The following is a 13,791-nucleotide window of genomic DNA, read 5'->3' as shown; positions in this document are numbered from 1 at the left end:
CATCAGTACTCGTCTGGGGTTTCGTCAGGATAAGTGGTTGTTGCTGCGGCGTCGCCAAGGGCGTTTATGCGCTCCCAAAGGCCCAGGCTTTCTTTCTCTTCCACATAGCTAAAGTAGGTAATGCCTGCCGTTACCATAGGCAATATGTTTATTGCCTGCATCAGGCTGATGATGATGCTATAAGCAACTATGATATAGGTTGTAACATTATAAGCCAGGAACTGGAGGCTGCCGCCCGATAGCACGCCGAACGGCAAGGCAACCAGCAGGTAGGCCGCATACACTACTATAGCGGTTACGAAAACCACACCGAAGGTGTTCCACCAGCGGCTTTTGATTAACCTGAAGCATTTGCCGAAGGAATACCAAAGGCCGCCGTTCTCCATAATCATAATAGGGAACAGCATGGTTAGTACCGTAACAAAATAAACCATGGGCAGCAATACGCAGAAGAATGCAACAAAACCGCCCACCATACTCCCGGCAATAGTGACGAAAAACATTCCCGGCAAAAAGCAGATGAATACGGCAAACATCAATATGATCCCCAGTATAAAGACAGAATAGGTTACCCGCCAAAAATAGTATTTGAAATACACCCAAACTTCAGCAACGTTTGGTGGCTGGTTGCCCTTTTCTTTATATAAAGCAACATAGCAAAGGCTGGTTGTGATGATGGAGATAATGTTGAGGAACGAGAACAGCAGCACCATCAGATACTCTACGCCCAGGAACGAAAGCCCCGAACGGCGGTAATCGCTAAGGTCGTTTTTGTGTATGGCTACGACTTTCAGTTGCATCAATATGGAGAAAATGATGTTGCCAGCCATAAAAAAGCCACAAAAAACAAAGAATGCTTTAAGGAGGGGTTTCCAGTTTTGGGTAACGAAGAGGATGCTATCGTTGATGATTTCGCCGAAATTGCGCGCTTGCCTCAGTTCTATATTCGGTTTCATTTTTGAGGGATGATATTAAGTTTACGGACCAACCTGGCGGGATATATCACCGTGTAGCCTATGATGAATAAAAAAGAGCCAAGCAGGATGCTGCAGCTAAGCCATTTGGGCATTTCGGTGTGGCGGGTTACAAAGCTTTCGAAAATTGCTGCCAGTGCCACTATGGGCAATATGCCCAGCGTTATCTTCATGCCATCGGCTGCGCCTTTTTTAAGCGAAGCTATCCGGCTGTAAGTTTTGGGGAATATAAGGCTATTGCCCAGAATGAGCCCGGCACCCCCGGCTATGATAATGCAGGATATTTCAAGGGTCCCATGGATCCATATAACCAATAAGGATTGCAGTCCCAGGCCTTTGGCGATGAAAAAATATTGGAAGGAGCCCAGCATAATAGCATTTTGTAATAAAATGTAAAGCGTACCTATAGAGAAGAAGATCCCGGCAACGAAATTGATTACAGTGATATAAAGGTTGTTTTCGGCTATCTGGAAAAACATCATCACCTGATCTTTATCTTTATACACGTTAAAGGGGTCGCCTTTATCGATGTTCTCGTTGGTCATATTTACGTAGTAGTCGCCCAATATCAACCGCACAAAGGTATCATCGTACTTGGCAGAGAGTGCTCCCATCATGCAAAAGGTAAAAAAAAAGATAAACGAGTAAAGCAGTTGCATGCGGTATTGGTAAAAAAGTAAAGGCAGTTCTGCCTTCCAAAAAAGCAGGAAACGGTTGCGATCCTCCTTTTTGTTTTTGTAGATGCTTTGATGAAACCGCGATGCCAGCCCGTTTAAATAGTTGGTAGTGTTTGATTTAGGGTAGAAGGTTTTGGCGTAAGCAAGGTCATCGGTTATCATGATAAACTGGCTGGCCAGCACATCCGGATCGTTGCCCTGGATGTTCTCGAACTCCTTCCATTTTTCGGTACGTTGCTTAATAAACAGGGCCTCTCTCATTGCTTCTGTGGCTTAGGATATTTTTGTTTAAAATAACAACAAAAAAGTAAATGCCAATTAAATAAATGATAATTGGAAAGTATATTTGTTAGGTATGCATACCATCAGGATAAAAACGGCCCAAAATATTGACATTGACTACGAAGTTGCCGGTATTGGCGAGCGCACCATCGCCCGCATTATAGACTATGCTTTGTTTTTAGCCCTGTGGCTTATTTACCTGTGGCTGTTTGATGTTTTTATGTCAAAGTCGGTTTTGTTTGGCTTTACGCTACCGCAGATATTATTTTTCGTGTTCTATGCCTTTTACGATCTGATATGCGAGGTAGTGTTCAACGGGCAAAGCCTGGGCAAATTCGTGATGAAGATAAGGGTGGTGAGCCTTGACGGGGGCAGGCCCCGCCTGGGGCAATACTTGCTGCGTTACCTCTTCCGTGCGGCCGATTTTACGCTGGCGGTACCCGCAGTGGCCATATTTTCTGTAGCCGTAACCGAGAACAAGCAGCGCATAGGTGATATAGTTGCGAATACTACCCTAATCAAAACCAAACCTAAGGCCGGCATAAACGAGCTCAACACCACCCTGCCCGATGAAGAATACCAGCCCGTTTTTATGGAGGCGACAAACCTTTCTGATCAGGATATTGCCTTGGTTCACGAGGTGCTCAGGCATTTCCTCAAAACGGGCAATATGGCGTTCGTAGATAATATGGCTAAAAAAATCCAGGATCATTTGGATATCACCCCGCCCGAAGGCCTAAATAATTATAAATTCCTGCAAACCATTATCAAAGATCATCAGCACGTTTTACTGAACCTGAACCCGCAAATAGGATAAGTTGCTTTAATTTTCCACCATGTTTATTGTTGGTTAAACAGCCCGTATAACCCTATCTTTACGCCCATGCAACGCGAGCAAATTTCTGTATTCGATATGTTTAAGATAGGCATTGGGCCATCCAGCTCGCACACGCTTGGCCCATGGCGCGCGGCGCAGCAATTTGTGGCCCAGCTTACCCAAGAGGGCGCTTTGCCTCTCGTGGTGGAAGTTAAGGTGCTGCTATATGGCTCATTGGCCAAAACCGGCAAAGGCCACGGCACCGATATTGCCATACTGCTTGGCCTAAGTGGCGACGACCCGGTTACTTTTGAGGTAGATAAAATCGATAGTAAAATTGCGAGCATCAACACCAGCCACCAATTGCTACTAGGCGGTACAAAAGCTATCAGCTTCCATTTCGACGATGATATGTTGTTTTTGTTTACCGAGAGCCTGCCATTTCACCCGAACGCCGTCACATTTCAGGCTTTCCTCAGCAACGGTAAAGCGGTAACGGCAACCTACTATTCAATCGGCGGCGGCTTTGTGGTAAAGGAGGGTGCCGATGCTTCGCATAAGGCGGAAGTGGACCTGCCCTTCCCTATTGATACCGCCGGCGATTTGCTGCACTGGTGCCTGAAAACCGGCCTCAAGATATCGGAAGTAGTTGCCGAGAACGAACTGGCCTGGCGAGCTGAAGCCGAAACCCGCGCGGGCGTGCTGCAAATTTTCAAGGTACTTACCGAGTGCATGTACCGCGGCAGCCATACCCCCGGAAACCTGCCCGGCGGCCTCAATGTTGCCCGCCGTGCATGCGCGCTCAATAAACGCCTGCTGGGCAAACGAACCTATAATAACTATACAGAGTGGGTGGCCGCCATCCGCGAAACAGGTAACAGCTTCCAGAATATATTAGATTGGGTAAGCTGCTTCGCCTTGGCCGTTAACGAAGAGAACGCCAGCTTTGGGCGCGTAGTTACCGCACCTACCAATGGCGCAGCAGGAGTAATACCGGCGGTGCTGCAATACTTTATCTGCTTTTGCGATGGCTTCGACGAGGATAGGATTATCCAGTTCATGTTCACGGCATCAGAAGTGGGGAGTATATTTAAGAAAGGGGCCACCATATCTGCAGCCATGGGCGGTTGCCAGGCCGAGATTGGCGTATCATCGGCTATGGCCGCAGCGGCGCTTACCGAGGTTTTAGGCGGCAGCCAGCGGCAAGTGCTTATGGCCGCCGAAATTGCAATGGAGCACCACCTGGGCCTCACCTGCGACCCTATAGGCGGACTGGTACAGGTTCCTTGCATAGAACGCAACACCATGGGTGCCATAAAAGCCATTACCGCAACCCAACTGGCCCTGCAAAGCAACCCCGATAAAGCCAAAGTAAGCCTGGATGCCGTAGTGCGCACCATGTGGCACACCGCCCTGGATATGAATTCCAAATACAAAGAAACATCGGATGGTGGGCTGGCGATAAATATCCCGATTAGTTTGCCGGAGTGTTAGGAGGTGTGATATTGGCAGTTTTGATGATTGGCACGACGTAATGTTGCATTAATTATTGCCGCATCAAGTAATTTTTTGAGGTAGTTTTTGCATAATAGTTCCTTACTTAAGAACTTAATATTTGTTCTAAGATAGCCTTATTGGACAAATTGATTCCCAAATCCTCAATAGTTAGCTTGTTTGAACAATACAAACCTATACTTAAGATGAAATGCCCCAAAAAGTATATATAAATAGCAGCCTTTAACGAATCTTGTGAGATAAAGTCGCTATTAAGCCTAGACACTACATTTCCGTGAACGCTACTATTACGAATGGAATATAATATCATGCGAATTACAAAATCTATTTGTTGTCTTTCGTCTACAAACCGTATTTGGTGTGTACTGGCATGATCCGATGAAGAAACATTCGTTTCTTTAGTTACAACAAGTTCTTTGAGCTTTAAAGCCAAGCTATCAGGAATAGATTTTGATTTTTCAAGGTTGGTAATATTTAGTTCAACTTTATTCAGAACGATAGACGGATTAGTTATTCTCTTATAAGCATTACCATAAGTGCTTACAAAGGGAGTGAAAATGTTTTCATACTTAGCCTTGAATGTAAAATAACTAGAACTGGTGTATTTTGTTTCTATTCCAGCCTCGTGAACTGCATAATTTTTAAGAAGAATATTGCTAACAAATTTCAGGGGTTTTATGGGCATTAAAGCAAAATATTGATCTAATAGGTCGATAATCGAAGTATTGGGGTTTATTTTTCGATCTTTAATTTGAAATATCCTATCCACTAAAGAACTTACACCCTGTGAGTCACTCGGTGAGGAATAATCAACAATGCTAAAAGTTTTGTAAGTATTATTAATTGATTTCCAAAGATGCGTAAAAGCCATATCTGGACGGTTAGGAAGGCAATAATAAGAATCTAAAAGGTGCGAAAGTGCAACATAAGGTAGCTCGTTATTGCTTAGCCATTGTTCATTTGTCCAATTTGGGCTTTTTATCGTTTCGATTTTGTAATCAATGGGTTCAATGTTGGAGTATAAAACATTAAGGTGCTCCTCTCTTGAATAATCTAATAAAAGATTTAAAAAATTTGTATTACGTAACGGCGTCATCAGCAAAACAATTAAATGGTTCTTAGCAGTATGAATATTAGTAATATTAATAAAAAGGGGTCCAATTTAATAACCTAGAGAATCTAATGCTCTCAATCAATTCTTACGTTGGTAAGAAAATATTATTGACTTTTTTTAAAAATCAAAAAAGCCTCACATTTCTGTGAGGCTTCTGTGGGAGTTACTGGGTTCGAACCAGTGACCCTCTGCTTGTAAGGCAGATGCTCTGAACCAGCTGAGCTAAACTCCCTTTTTTGTTTTCCTTTCTACTCGTGGATAAATCCCTTCGTTTTGGGATTGCAAATATAGAAATTGCTTCTTCACCCGCAAAAAAAAATTTAAAATATTTTTAAGTTGTAGATAGTGAGACTGTTGTACTGGCTTATACGGCCAGGTCTTGCCCCTGCCTGGGGTCCTCGGGCAAGATTTCCATCTCGGGGAAGTCGATATAATCCGCATACCATTGTATGGCACTCACCACATCCAGGGCATCCTCGGCAGAAATATGGATGGTTTCGAAAGCATATAGCTTATCATGGGCATAGCCATAAAGCTGTATCTCGTTGGCATCGGCGCTAAAGGTGTCGTTATTCAGGCAGTACACCCTTATTTTCAGGCTGGTGTCCCTCGAATGGATTACGTCCCGACAGGGGTTCTTGGGATCGGTGGCTAATAAATATACATTATAATCCATCTGCTGTGATATTGGGAGCTTGTACTGCAATTACCTAATAACAACTAATTGGCTGCAATTGTGTTTTTTATAATGCAAATTATCGGTTTGGGGAAATACGCACCATAAAACGTGAAGCAATTTCCACAATTAATTATTCGGCATTTATAAAAGGGGCTTTTTTCGTATCAATTAAGCCTTTTTGAGTTTCGGCACAAAGATTGAATTAGAGTTAATACCCTTCTCAAAGGGTGTTTTTCATAGGTAGATGTAGGGCCGGGATACTGCGAGAGTTTTCCGGCCTTTTTTTGTTTTAAAAAGCTTACGCCTTTTTTAGCTACTCCCGTTTTGGCTGATAAGTTTCCCGGCAAGTTAAATCCCTTAACTGCTAGCTTTCGTTAATCTTCATAATTAAAACCTACAAGCTAATAATTGTACTTATGAAAACAGAAACTAACCAAACAACAGGCGGCGTAAATATGGCCAGGCGGTCATTTTTGCGTTATGCCGGTGCCGGTGCCGCAGCTGTGGCCGTGCTGGGTGCATCCTCGTGCAGCAAGAGCTACGACAACCCTCCTGTAGATACCAGCATGCTCCCCCATATCGATATCGGGATGGGAGATATCGGTATCTTAAACTATGCCTACGCTCTTGAGCAATTAGAGGCCGCATTTTATCTGCAGGTAATTGCTACGCCTTACAGCGGCATAAGCATTGCCGAAACGGCTTATCTTACCGACATCCGCGACCATGAAGTGCTGCACCGCGATTTTTTCAAGACGGCTTTAGGCTCATCTGCTATCGTATCTTTAACACCCGATTTCTCTACCATTAACTTCAGCGACCGCAGCCAGGTGCTTAAAGCCGCCAAAACACTGGAGGATACAGGCGTTACCGCCTACGATGGTGCAGGGTACCTTATCCAGAATCCGGATTATTTGACCATTGCAGGTAAGATAGTTTCTGTGGAGGCAAGGCACGCTGCTTTGATTGCCAACCTAATTACCCCCGGCACTTTTGTTGAGCCCGACCAGGTAGACGAGAACGGGATCAACCGATCGGCGACTATTGCCCAGGTACTAGCTGCCGCCAATACGCTGCTTAAAACTAAAGTTTATGCAGCCAGTTTTAATTACCCATTAAAATAATCCCACATTGCCATGAATTTATTTAACATACTAGACGGAATAGAAAAAGTTGATCCGGAGATACACGATAGGTTGAACCCACGCCGTGCCGCTATCAAAAACATCACCAGCTTTGGCTCTAAAGTAGCCCTGGCAGCAATGCCCTTTGCCTTAGGTACCATGTTTAAAAAGGCCTACGGCGCCGCGGCATCTACCCCGGTTGTGGATGTTCTTAATTTTGCCCTTACGCTGGAGTACCTGGAAGCGGGCTTCTACAATAAAGGGATGGCTACCGCCGGCTTGATACCTTCGGCAGATCAATCTTACATCTCCAAGGTTACTAATGACGAGAACCTGCACGTTACCTTCCTGAAGAATGTAATCGCAGCATCGGGCGGCACAGCAGTTAGTGCGCCAACCGTTGATTTTACCGGCGGCAATAACAAAGGCGGCGGGCCGTTCCCTACGGTTTTCTCAAACTATAATACATTTTTAGCAGTAGCTCAGGTGTTTGAAGATACCGGCGTGCGCGCATACAAAGGCCAAGCCCCCAATTTATTGGGCAACCAAGTGGTGTTAACCGCGGCGTTAGGTATCCACGCTGTTGAAGCAAGGCATGCCTCGGCTATACGTAAATTGCGCAACGATATTGCCAACGGTGCTACCGCCATGCCTACCATTAAACCTTACATCGTTAGCACAGCATCATTAGGTAATGATACCGGTGTTGCTGCCGCAAACGGCAATTACGATGGCGAGCAAAACGTAACGCAAGGCGGTGTAAATTTAAGCTCCCTGGCTTCGGCAGCTGTAGTTACCGGTGCTTTTGACGAGCCACTCACTAAGGACCAGGTTTTGGCGCTGCTGGTTGGCAGCTTTATCGTAACACCGTAGTTCTTCCAAAAAAAGCGAATATAAAAAGCGGCCCGGAATGTATTTTCCGGGCCGCTTTTTTGCAATTTGCTCTTAAGTTATATTAAGGGCGGGCAGGCCGCTGAGGGCGTTGCTGATCTTGCTGGCGTTGCTGGTCGCGCTGGCGTTGTTGCTCTGCCTGTTGTCTTTGCTGCTCAGCCTGCTGTTGACGTTGTTGTTCTGCCTGTTGCCTTTGCTGCTCAGCCTGCTGTTGGCGTTGTTGTTCTGCCTGTTGCTTTTGTTGTTCAGCTTGTTGCTGGCGCTGTTGGCGTAGCTGTTCAGCTTGCTGATCGCGGGCTTGCTGCTGTTGTTGCTTTTGTTGTTCTGCCTGTTGCTGGCGTTGTTGACGTAGCTGCTCGGCTTGCTGGTCGCGGGCTTGCTGTTGCAGCTGCCTTTGCTGGTCGGTTTGCTGTTGGCGTTGCTGATCTGCCTGCTGCCTTTGCTGATCGCGAGCTTGTTGTTGGCGTAATTGCTCGGCCTGTTGGTCCCGCTGTTGTTGGGCTTGTTGCCTTTGCTGGTCGCCAATTTGCTGTTGATCGCGGCCCCGCTGTTGTTGCCTTTGCTGATCTGCCTGCTGCCTTTGTTGGCGTAATTGTTCAGCTTGTTGGTCACGAACCTGTTGCTGTTGTTGCCTTTGCTGATCGCCAACTTGCTGTTGTTGCCTTTGCTGATCTGCCTGCTGCCTTTGTTGGCGCAGTTGCTCAGCCTGCTGGTCACGAACCTGTTGTTGCTGTTGCAGGTCGCGCAGCACCTGCATCTGCTGTTGTTGCTGATCGCGCTGCTGGCGTTGCTGGTCGGCTTGTTGTTGTTGGTTATTTACGTCGGTAGGCCTGCGTGGCTGTCTTACGCCATCGCCTTGCTGGCCGGTGGTGCCTGCGTTATTTGGCCTACGGTTAACACCGCCATTACCTTGCTGCCCGCTTTGGTTGCCTGCACCTTGTTGGCCGGCATTGCCTGCGTTTCCTCTGCGGTTAAAACCGCCGTTGCCTTGCTGTCCGCTTTGGTTGCCAGCGCCTTGCTGGCCGGCATTGCCTGTGTTTCCTCTGCGGTTAAAACCGCCGTTACCTTGCTGCCCGGTTTGGCTGCCCTGGCCATTGCCCGGGTTTCCGTTCAATACCGGTGCGTTGATACCTGCACGGTTGTTAGGGCGTATAAAGCGGCTATCGTTAGAACGCACCTCGTTGGCCAGGCGGGCTACGTTCCCGCGCTGCGTAACCTGCCTGTTGCGACTGTCGTGGCCGCCTATCTGTTGGTTAGGGTTCTGCTGCCTGTAGGCTGCACCATCTATCACGCGTTGAGGGCGTGCGCCTCTATCCCGGCGTACATCGGGCCTGTAAAAATTAACTGTATTGCGGTTAAAGCTGTTGCGCGATGGTCGGTCGGCATTATTGATGGTGTACAACCTTACCGGCCTGCGGGTATAACGCTGTATCTCGTCGCGGCGTGGGCCGCTTACATACACACGGTTGTTATACCGGTATGTATTGCGGATAAAATTACTGCGCCCGTATATAGTATGTACACGTGCATATGGCACGCAGTATTGATATACGTTTGTATAATTAATGTAAGCGTACGGCGCAAACGACCAGTAAAAATCGGGGGTAGAATAGGTGTCGAAATAATCATCATCATATGATGCATTAAAGGCCACTTCAGGTGTCATCGGTGCCCAGCCATAGTAGCCGTCGCCTTCTCTCCAGTCAACCCAGGCAGGTGCCCATTCATTGCCGGGTACCCATTCCCAGCCGTAGTAATCGTCAAAAGTCCAGCGGCCATAATGGAAAGCAGCCCATCCCCAATCATAATCAGATACCCAGGTATTGCCATACGAAGTGTACACCCAATGCCCGTTGGTGGCATAAGGGCGAAAAGCCTCGTCAACATCAGGTACCCATACGTCGCCGTATTTGGCATCGTAAACCCATATACCATAGGGCGAAAGCTGATCGTAGAACTCCTGCGTGGAGATGTATTGGCTACCGTTTTGTGCGGAAGTTTTTGCAGGGGCTATAGCCATCAATAGTATGACTAATAGTGCTGTCCCCCATATTTTGGTTAATATTTTCATAATAATTCAGGTGTAATAGGCTTATTTGCAAGTATGACTTGCCGAAATACAAAACGTTTAAACAATAAATAGTTTTAAGCCTTATATTGTATAGCAAAATGCAGGCCTACATTTTTTTTCCCGGTCATACCAAAGCATTTTTCTTTTGATAATTTTGCACGCAATAATCATACAACACTTATGAGCACCGTAAACATTCCCCGTCTCGATCTTAATACCTATATAAACGGCACCGCCGAAGAAAAGAAGCAATTTTCTGACAGCATCGGCGCAGCCTTTAACCAAACAGGCTTTGTTACCGTGACCAACCATGGACTTAGCAAAGAGCTGATGGATAAACTATATGAGCAGGTAAAAGCGCTTTTTGCATTGCCCGAGGCCGTAAAACAGCAATACGAGATACCAGCGCTTGCAGGCCAGCGCGGTTACACCGGCAAAAACAAAGAGACTGCAAAAGGCTTTAAAGTACCCGATTTGAAAGAGTTTTGGCAGATAGGCCAGGTAGACCCCGAAGCCACTGCCAGCAAGGAGGACTATCCCGATAATATGGAAGTGGCCGAACTGCCGGAGTTCAATAGCACTACTGAAGAGGTTTATAAAAAGCTGGAAGCGGCTGGCAAGCATCTGTTGCGCGCCATAGCTGTTTACCTGGAACTGCCCGAGGATTATTTCGACGATAAGGTTGCGCACGGCAACTCGATACTGCGCACGCTACACTACTTCCCGATAGAAAACCCGGATGCTTTGCCTGATGATGCCGTACGTGCAGGGGCGCACGAAGACATAAATCTGATTACGTTGCTTATCGGTGCCAGTGCCGACGGCCTTGAGCTGCTTACCCGCGAAAACAAATGGTTCCCGGTAACCGCTTTCGGCGAAGATTTGGTGGTGAACGTGGGCGATATGCTGCAGAGGCTCACCAACAACAAGCTAAAATCTACCACACACCGTGTAGTAAACCCGCCGCGCGAGCAGATGAAGAACTCCCGGTTTTCGGTGCCTTTCTTCCTGCACCCGAAATCAAATATGGATTTAACCAGCCTGCCATCAACCATTGATGCGGAGCACCCTAAAGTTTATACGGATATCACCGCCGGCGAATACCTGGACGAAAGGCTAAGGGAAATAGGCCTGAAGAAATAACAGGCAAGGAACTAAAAAAAAGCCGCGTTGTATGCATTACAATGCGGCTTTCTTTTTAGTGTTTTTCTTTCAAGCGCGTTAACAGTGCCTGCAATTCTGCTACCGGACTGCTATCTCACGCTAAGCGTTGCCTGCAGCACCGTTGGCGTTTCGCCGAAGCGTGGGCCGCCCCAGTCGGTTTCGTCGCCGTTGAGTATGCGGATGGGCCTGAACGCACCATTGCTGTACCGGCCCTCTTCTACTTTTACATATTGCCAAACCTTGCCTGCATTGTTACCCAGCGGCTTAAAGGTGATATGGCACAGCGAGCCTATCAGGATGAATTTATTCTCGCTTAGTTTTACGATCATGGCACGGCCAAGGGGTTTGGCATTTGCCTGTGCATCGTTGCCGCGCCAGCCGCTACCAAAGGTTACAGTGGCTTCCCAGGCACCCAGGTTGATGGTTTGTTTGGCGTTATCCTCGCGCTCTACAACCGCGTTTATGCGGCCCTCAAAGGCCCATTGCGCCAGTTCGCGCATCATGGGGGCAGCCATTGTGTATTCCTGCGCGTAAGGGGCAAGGCGGTCGGTTGGTTCGGTGCGTTTGGCATCGGGGTGGTTGCTGTCGATGCCGAAGGGCGAAAAGCCTATGCCGCCGCGGGCAATCACCTCGTAAAGATATTTGGCCATATCTGGCGTTATGCTGGCTTCGGGCACGAAGAGGGCATTATCGGCCCTACCGTAAAGCTCCAGTACTTTCAATATCCGTTCGCTGCCTTGCAGGTAAATATCCGGGCTTAGTATGTCTATAGCCGGGGCGGCAGCTTTCCATATCGGTATCACGTTGTCAGTTGGGCCGCCGCTTTCGTAGCTGTTGGCCATAGGGTTGGTCAGCGGGTCGCGCAGGGCGGCGTTCACGTATAGGGGCAGCGGGTAAACAGCTTTGCCTGCTGCTGCAACTTTGCCAATGAAACTGGCCACGCTCCAGGCGTGGAAGTACTCGTCGGCCCTGTCGCCAAATACCTGTTGCCAGTTGCCCTGGTTGCTGCCGGTGTGGTTCAGTGCGGCTAATACGCCTGGCTTCAGTAGTTCGGCGGGTACCGCACCTTCGAACAGTTGCCGGGCGAGGGCACTATAATCGCGCATGGTATCCCAGGCACCGGGCTCGTTCTCTACCTGTACCATAATCACGGTATGCTGCGGGTCGGCCTTTTTGAGGTGGCGCATAACGTTGGTAAAGGCATTGATGTCGGCATCCAGCGTAGCTTTTATGTGGGGCGAGGGCGAATCTACCGGTTGCCCTTTGCGGCCGGTTACGTTAGGGTATTTGGCGGCATCAGCTTTCATCCATTGCGGGGTGTAGTGGTTGCTGCCGTTTTTCCAGGTGGCGAACCAAAGCAGCACCAGGCGCACTTTATGCTGCCGGGCTTGTACCAGCAGGGTATCTATCACCGAGAAATCAAATTTACCCTGCGTGGCTTCTATCTGCTCCCAGTAAATGGGCACTTCGAGGGTGTTAAGATGCATGGTTTCTGCGGCTGCCCAAACTTGCGGCATCATTGCCGGCCAGGCGCTGGAATTATGAGCCTGCCCGCCCAGCATAAAAAAGGGCTTACCATCTACCAGCAGCGCATGGCGGCCGTTTTTGTGAATGAGCACAGGGAGGGGAGTGGATGCAGACTGCCCAAAAACGCTGCCCGCTGTTGCAAGGGCCAATACGAACCAAATGGCGATGATTTTCATATACTAGATTTAACCGGTGCATAAAAGTAGGAAACACGAAGCAATAAGGCCGACCTCGAATGTTAAGGTTGATGCAATAAATGTTAGGGGGGGCAATACAGTTTATAGCCCTTGCATCATGGGCGCGACAACACGGGTGTTGAATGTGATTTAGTTGCGTCAAGAAGCGAAGCACACTGGGTCAACATCGATAGCAACAATCACATATAGCTTTTGGATGCTTTTCCATGCAAACAGCGCTGGAATTTCCTGGAAATTTATAGCTGGAAATGTGCAATTTATTGGAAAAAGCTGGAATTTTTTTTCGCCCTTTACACGCCGGTTTTTGCCGAAAACAGCCATTCCATGCGAATTTGGCCCTTTTGATGCCTGCACAGAAAAAGCCATAAAATTGCGAAAAACACCTAAAAAGCTCCGAAAAACACAGGTTTTTTAAGGTGTTTTGGCAAATTAAGCCTGTGTTTGAGGAGACATTCGGGCAAGTAGGCTTACCTCCGGCAGCCCTAATTCCACCGGGTTTTTCCAGCATTTCTACAAAATAAAACCTGGAAAAAAAAACACGTAGGCAGGGGCCATAAAAAATGCGCCCTGTATCTCACGCAGGGCGCACCGTTACCGATAAATCAATAACCTCAACTAAACCCAATCTCATGGTTTACCCGTAAACCAGGTTGGACGCCAGCAAAAGACCATAAAATATTTTTGTGGAGGAAACAGGATAGATAGACCGCCCCTTTGTATAGATGAATAGCTGTTTTTAACCGATGGTATTTAGTGCCT

At 47.5% G+C, this 13,791-nt stretch carries 11 protein-coding genes and 1 tRNA gene; 5 read left to right on the top strand and 7 right to left on the bottom strand.

Translation table 11 applies throughout. The features are described from left to right. Positions 1-2 precede the first annotated feature (2 nt). Positions 3-956, bottom strand: coding sequence for a hypothetical protein (locus AC1DYT_RS14220; protein WP_477470242.1), 954 nt, complete (start codon positions 954-956; stop codon positions 3-5). Next, positions 953-1,912, bottom strand: coding sequence for a stage II sporulation protein M (locus AC1DYT_RS14215; RefSeq protein WP_477470241.1), 960 nt, complete (start codon positions 1,910-1,912; stop codon positions 953-955). Before AC1DYT_RS14215 ends, AC1DYT_RS14220 begins: the two co-directional genes overlap by 4 nt. A 94-nt stretch (positions 1,913-2,006) precedes the next feature. Here AC1DYT_RS14215 and AC1DYT_RS14210 point away from each other — a divergent pair, with 94 nt between their 5' ends. Together AC1DYT_RS14210 and AC1DYT_RS14205 are read left to right on the top strand one after the other, a co-directional pair. Continuing rightward, positions 2,007-2,750 carry an RDD family protein gene (locus AC1DYT_RS14210; RefSeq protein WP_477470240.1) on the top strand — a complete coding sequence of 248 codons (744 nt, stop codon included), beginning with the start codon at positions 2,007-2,009 and terminating at the stop codon, positions 2,748-2,750. Between the two features lie 66 nt (positions 2,751-2,816). After that, positions 2,817-4,244, top strand: a complete 1,428-nt coding sequence (locus AC1DYT_RS14205) for an L-serine ammonia-lyase (RefSeq protein ID WP_477470239.1) — start codon at positions 2,817-2,819, stop codon at positions 4,242-4,244. A gap of 106 nt (positions 4,245-4,350) precedes the next feature. Here the strand turns inward: AC1DYT_RS14205 and AC1DYT_RS14200 are convergent, their stop codons facing one another. From AC1DYT_RS14200 to AC1DYT_RS14190, 3 genes are all read right to left on the bottom strand, one after another. Beyond that, positions 4,351-5,361: a hypothetical protein gene (locus AC1DYT_RS14200; protein ID WP_477470238.1), complete on the bottom strand. Its 1,011-nt coding sequence runs from the start codon at positions 5,359-5,361 to the stop codon at positions 4,351-4,353. A gap of 175 nt (positions 5,362-5,536) precedes the next feature. Continuing rightward, positions 5,537-5,611, bottom strand: a tRNA-Val gene (locus AC1DYT_RS14195). A 132-nt stretch (positions 5,612-5,743) separates the two neighbouring features. Next, complete coding sequence (locus tag AC1DYT_RS14190) at positions 5,744-6,055, bottom strand: hypothetical protein (protein ID WP_477457461.1); 312 nt, start codon at positions 6,053-6,055, stop codon at positions 5,744-5,746. Positions 6,056-6,474: 419 nt separating this feature from the next. Between AC1DYT_RS14190 and AC1DYT_RS14185 the strand changes: the two genes are divergently transcribed. Further along, positions 6,475-7,182 (top strand): ferritin-like domain-containing protein, encoded by a 708-nt coding sequence (locus tag AC1DYT_RS14185; protein ID WP_477470237.1) that lies wholly within the window; start codon positions 6,475-6,477, stop codon positions 7,180-7,182. Between the two features lie 12 nt (positions 7,183-7,194). Next, positions 7,195-8,055, top strand: coding sequence for a ferritin-like domain-containing protein (locus tag AC1DYT_RS14180; RefSeq protein WP_477470236.1), 861 nt, complete (start codon positions 7,195-7,197; stop codon positions 8,053-8,055). 82 nt (positions 8,056-8,137) lie between these two features. Here the strand turns inward: AC1DYT_RS14180 and AC1DYT_RS14175 are convergent, their stop codons facing one another. After that, on the bottom strand, positions 8,138-10,144 hold the full coding sequence (locus tag AC1DYT_RS14175; RefSeq protein ID WP_477470235.1) for a DUF6600 domain-containing protein: 2,007 nt from the start codon (positions 10,142-10,144) through the stop codon (positions 8,138-8,140). A gap of 180 nt (positions 10,145-10,324) precedes the next feature. On the opposite strand from AC1DYT_RS14175, the gene AC1DYT_RS14170 reads away from it, so the two are divergent. After that, the gene (locus AC1DYT_RS14170; RefSeq protein WP_477470234.1) at positions 10,325-11,287 is read left to right on the top strand and encodes an isopenicillin N synthase family dioxygenase; all 963 of its coding nucleotides are present in this window, start codon (positions 10,325-10,327) and stop codon (positions 11,285-11,287) included. A gap of 110 nt (positions 11,288-11,397) precedes the next feature. On the opposite strand, the gene AC1DYT_RS14165 is transcribed toward AC1DYT_RS14170, so the two are convergent. Beyond that, a complete protein-coding gene (locus tag AC1DYT_RS14165) occupies positions 11,398-13,011 on the bottom strand; it encodes a GH35 family beta-galactosidase (protein WP_477470233.1) in 1,614 nt (537 codons plus the stop codon). Positions 13,012-13,791: the final 780 nt, after the last annotated feature.

Source organism: Mucilaginibacter sp. P1_D10, from assembly GCF_056406215.1.
Note: the sequence above shows the minus strand (reverse complement) of the source record. Positions and strands in the feature narration are given on the sequence as shown.

Bases quoted from the DNA above. Each gene is read 5' to 3' on its own strand.
- AC1DYT_RS14220 (WP_477470242.1), bottom strand. From the start codon at position 956: ATGAAACCGAATATAGAACTGAGGCAAGCGCGCAATTTCGGCGAAATC.
- AC1DYT_RS14215 (WP_477470241.1), bottom strand. From the start codon at position 1,912: ATGAGAGAGGCCCTGTTTATTAAGCAACGTACCGAAAAATGGAAGGAG.
- AC1DYT_RS14210 (WP_477470240.1), top strand. From the start codon at position 2,007: ATGCATACCATCAGGATAAAAACGGCCCAAAATATTGACATTGACTAC.
- AC1DYT_RS14205 (WP_477470239.1), top strand. From the start codon at position 2,817: ATGCAACGCGAGCAAATTTCTGTATTCGATATGTTTAAGATAGGCATT.
- AC1DYT_RS14200 (WP_477470238.1), bottom strand. From the start codon at position 5,361: ATGACGCCGTTACGTAATACAAATTTTTTAAATCTTTTATTAGATTAT.
- AC1DYT_RS14190 (WP_477457461.1), bottom strand. From the start codon at position 6,055: ATGGATTATAATGTATATTTATTAGCCACCGATCCCAAGAACCCCTGT.
- AC1DYT_RS14185 (WP_477470237.1), top strand. From the start codon at position 6,475: ATGAAAACAGAAACTAACCAAACAACAGGCGGCGTAAATATGGCCAGG.
- AC1DYT_RS14180 (WP_477470236.1), top strand. From the start codon at position 7,195: ATGAATTTATTTAACATACTAGACGGAATAGAAAAAGTTGATCCGGAG.
- AC1DYT_RS14175 (WP_477470235.1), bottom strand. From the start codon at position 10,144: ATGAAAATATTAACCAAAATATGGGGGACAGCACTATTAGTCATACTA.
- AC1DYT_RS14170 (WP_477470234.1), top strand. From the start codon at position 10,325: ATGAGCACCGTAAACATTCCCCGTCTCGATCTTAATACCTATATAAAC.
- AC1DYT_RS14165 (WP_477470233.1), bottom strand. From the start codon at position 13,011: ATGAAAATCATCGCCATTTGGTTCGTATTGGCCCTTGCAACAGCGGGC.